This is a genomic window from Deltaproteobacteria bacterium, from assembly GCA_016234845.1.
In the GTDB taxonomy this organism is placed as follows: Bacteria; Desulfobacterota; Deferrimicrobia; order Deferrimicrobiales; family Deferrimicrobiaceae; genus JACRNP01.
The window spans coordinates 1-3,407 of record JACRNP010000147.1; the positions used below are offsets into that span (position 1 = coordinate 1).

At 68.5% G+C, this 3,407-nt stretch carries 2 protein-coding genes and 1 pseudogene; all 3 read left to right on the forward strand.

All coding sequences use genetic code 11. From position 1 onward, the window contains the following. On the forward strand, window positions 1–856 hold an 856-nt coding region (locus HZB86_09950), incomplete at its 5' end, for an efflux RND transporter periplasmic adaptor subunit (protein MBI5905850.1). Next, the gene (locus HZB86_09955; protein ID MBI5905851.1) at window positions 853–2,256 is read left to right on the forward strand and encodes an efflux transporter outer membrane subunit; all 1,404 of its coding nucleotides are present in this window, start codon (window positions 853–855) and stop codon (window positions 2,254–2,256) included. The genes HZB86_09950 and HZB86_09955, both read left to right, overlap by 4 nt. A gap of 285 nt (window positions 2,257–2,541) precedes the next feature. Then, window positions 2,542–3,407: pseudogene (locus HZB86_09960) on the forward strand (hypothetical protein).

The following is a 3,407-nucleotide window of genomic DNA, read 5'->3' on the forward strand; positions in this document are numbered from 1 at the left end:
CCCGGGGATGGCGACGAAGGTCTACGTCCAGGCGGGTGACAACGTGAAATCCGGGGGCCCGTTGTTCTCGCTGGACGACCGGGATCTCCGGGCGGAGCTGGCCGCCAGGGAATCGGCCCTGTCGGTCGCCAGGACCCGGCTCGCGCGCCTGGAGTCCCTCCCGAGGCCCGAGGACATCCCCCCGGCGGAAGCGCGCGTCCGGGAGGCCGAAGCGGCCCTGGGGGACGCGGCGGTCCAGCTCTCCTTGATGGAGGGGGTGACGGACCGGCGGGCGATCCGGGAGGAGGAGCTGAGCCGGAGGCGGTTCGCGGTGCAGGCGGCGAAGGCGCGCCTCGAGGACGCCGGCGCGCAGCTGGCGTTGCTCGCGGCCGGGTCGTGGAAACCCGACATCGAGATCGCCCGCGCGGAAGTCGCCTCCAGGGCGGCAGAAGCGGACAAGGTGCGGACCGACATCGAACGGCTCACGGTTCGCGCGCCCGTGTCCGGCGTGGTCCTCCAATCGAACATCCGAGCGGGGGAGTACGCCCAGACCGGTCCGGCGGCCGCCCCGCTGATGCTGCTGGGCGGCGTCGGCCCGCTGCATGTCCGCGTCGACGTGGACGAGGAGGACGCCTGGCGCGTGCGGCCCGATGCCCGGGCGGAGGCGTCGGTCCGCGGGAACGCGCGGTTGACCGCCCCGATCCGGTTCGTGCGCTTCGAGCCGTACGTGGTGCCGAAACGATCGCTGAGCGGCGGCGGGTCCGAGCGGGTCGACACGAGGGTCCTGCAGGTCATCTACCGTCTCGAACCCGACGTCCTGCCGGTCCGCGCCGGGCAGCAGGTGGACGTGTTCATCGAGGGAGGCGAAGAAAAATGAGATCCCGGTACCTCCCGATATCCTTTGCGACGCTGCTGTTCCTGTGCGGATGCACGGTGGGGCCGCGCCACGTCCGGCCGGACGCCCGGGTGCCGGGGGAGTGGATCGAGTCGGGGGCGGACAACGGTTCCGTCCCCTCTTCGGGGATTTCGCGATGGTGGACGATGTTCCACGACCCCGTGCTGGATTCCCTCGTGGAACGCGCGGTCCATAAGAATCTCGACGCGCGGATCGCCGGGGCCCGGATCCGTGAAGTCCGCTCCGCACTGGGCGTCGCGGCGGCGGGCGGCCTGCCGCGACTGGACGCTTCCGCCTCCTCCGCGCGCGGCCGGCGCAGCGAAATCGATCCGCCGGCCCGGTCGAAGAACCTGTTCCAGGCGGGTTTCGATTCCAGCTGGGAGATCGACGTGTTCGGAGGGATCCGCCGGGACGTCGAGGCCGCGAAGGCCGACATCGCCGCCGCGGAGGAGAGCCGCCGCGACGTCGTCGTCACGCTCCTCGCGGAGGTGGCCCGGAATTACATCGAGTTGCGGGGTTCCCGGCTGCGGATCGCGATCCTGAAATCGAACCTGGAGGCGCAGCGGGAGACTCTCGGATTGACGAAGGTCCGTTTCGACGCGGGACTCGCGACCGAACTGGACGTGGCGAGGGCCGAAACGCTCGTCGCGACTACCCGGGCGCGGCTCCCCGCTCTCGATGCGGAGATGCGGCAGGTCGTTCACCGCCTGGGCGTTCTGTTGGGGGAGCCGCCGGGCGCCCTGCGGAGCGAGCTGTCCGCTGATTCTCCGATTCCCCTCCATCCCCCCGTCGTGCCGGTCGGGCTCCCCTCGGAAATATTGCGCCGGCGCCCGGATATCCGGCGCGCGGAGAGGGAGCTGGAGAGCGCGACGGCGCGGATCGGGGTGGCGACGGCGGAGCTCTTCCCGCGGTTCTCGCTCACCGGATCCTTCGGGGGACGGAGTGACCGGTTGGGCGATCTGACTTCGGGAAACCACCGGTTCCGGGAGTTCGGTCCCTCCGTCCGCTGGCCGATATTCGCCGGGGGGCGGATCCGGGCGAACATCCAGGCGACGACAGCGCGCCAGGAACAGGCCCTGGCGCTCTACGAGAAGGCGGTGCTGACGTCCCTCGAGGAAGTCGAGAACGCGCTGGTGTCGTATTCCCGGGAGCGGGAGCGCCGACTTTCGCTTTTTACGGCCGTGACCGCCAACCGGAGGGCCGTGGAACTGGCCCGATCCCGGTACTCCGGCGGATTGGACGATTTCCTCTCCGTACTGGACGCCCAGCGGTCGCTGTACGACGCGGAAGATCGGCTGGCGCTCAGCGATCAGTCCGTGGCGGAATACGTGGTCCGGCTCTACAAGGCGCTGGGGGGCGGGTGGGAACGGAGTCCCGGGTAGCCGCCCGCGAAGCGCGGATACCGCCTTGCGCATTATTCGGGTACGGGGTTTTCCCCGGGCGAACCGTGGTACCTTGAAACGGTAGGGCGGCGTTCCGCCGTCTCGAGAGATCGATAGAGATATCGCGCTCATGAACTCTTTCCGCTCCTGCCCTCCACGAAAGCAAACCCGTACGAAGTGAAGGAGATCCGGGACTTGAAGCTCGGCGGCAAAGCCATCCTCGGGAATTTGCTCCATTTCGGAGCGGGAATCCGCAAGGACGGCTTTGCGCGGATGTACGCCGACCAGGAGCTGCCGCTTCGGGCGGAACTGCTGAGCAGCGACCAGATGGAGCGGCACGGCAAGATCCTGGCCGAATCGCACACGCCCGGGGTGGGACGCGGGAAGGACCAACTCCTCGCCCGGCTCGCCGAGAACGAGGAGGTCCTGATCGGGGCCTGCAACCTGCTGACGGAGGCGGTGAAAGCGAACCGTCATATCGCGCCGGCCGGGGAATGGCTCCTCGACAACTTCTACCTGATCGAAGAACAGATCCGCACGGCCCGGAGGCATTTGCCGAAAGGGTACAGCCGGGAGCTGCCTCGCCTGCCGACCGGCCCGTCCGCCGGGTTTCCGCGCGTATACGACATCGCGCTGGAGGCGATCTCGCACGGCGATGGGCGGGTGGACCCGGAAATCCTCGGAAGATTCGTGGCGGCCTACCAGACGGTTACCCCGCTGAACATCGGCGAATTGTGGGCGATCCCGATCATGCTGCGCCTCGCGCTGATCGAGAATCTCCGGCGCGTCGGGGCGCGGGTCGCCGCCGGCAGGATCTACCGGGACCGCGCCGCATCCTGGGCCGAACAGATGACCGATGTCGCGGAAAAGGACCCCAAGAGCCTGATCCTGGTGACCGCGGACATGGCGCGGTCCAATCCCCCGATGACGAGCCCTTTCGTGGCGGAATTCACGCGCCGGCTGCAGGGACAGAGCCCCGCCCTGGCGCTTCCGCTCACATGGATCGAGCAGCGTCTCACCGAGACCGGCAAGACGATCGAGCAACTGGTGCGGTCGGAACACCAGCAGCAGGCCGCCGACCAGGTATCCATCGGCAACAGCATCGGCAGCCTTCGATTCCTGGGATCGATGGATTGGCGCAAATTCGTCGA

Bases quoted from the DNA above. Each gene is read 5' to 3' on its own strand.
- HZB86_09955 (MBI5905851.1), top strand. From the start codon at position 853: ATGAGATCCCGGTACCTCCCGATATCCTTTGCGACGCTGCTGTTCCTG.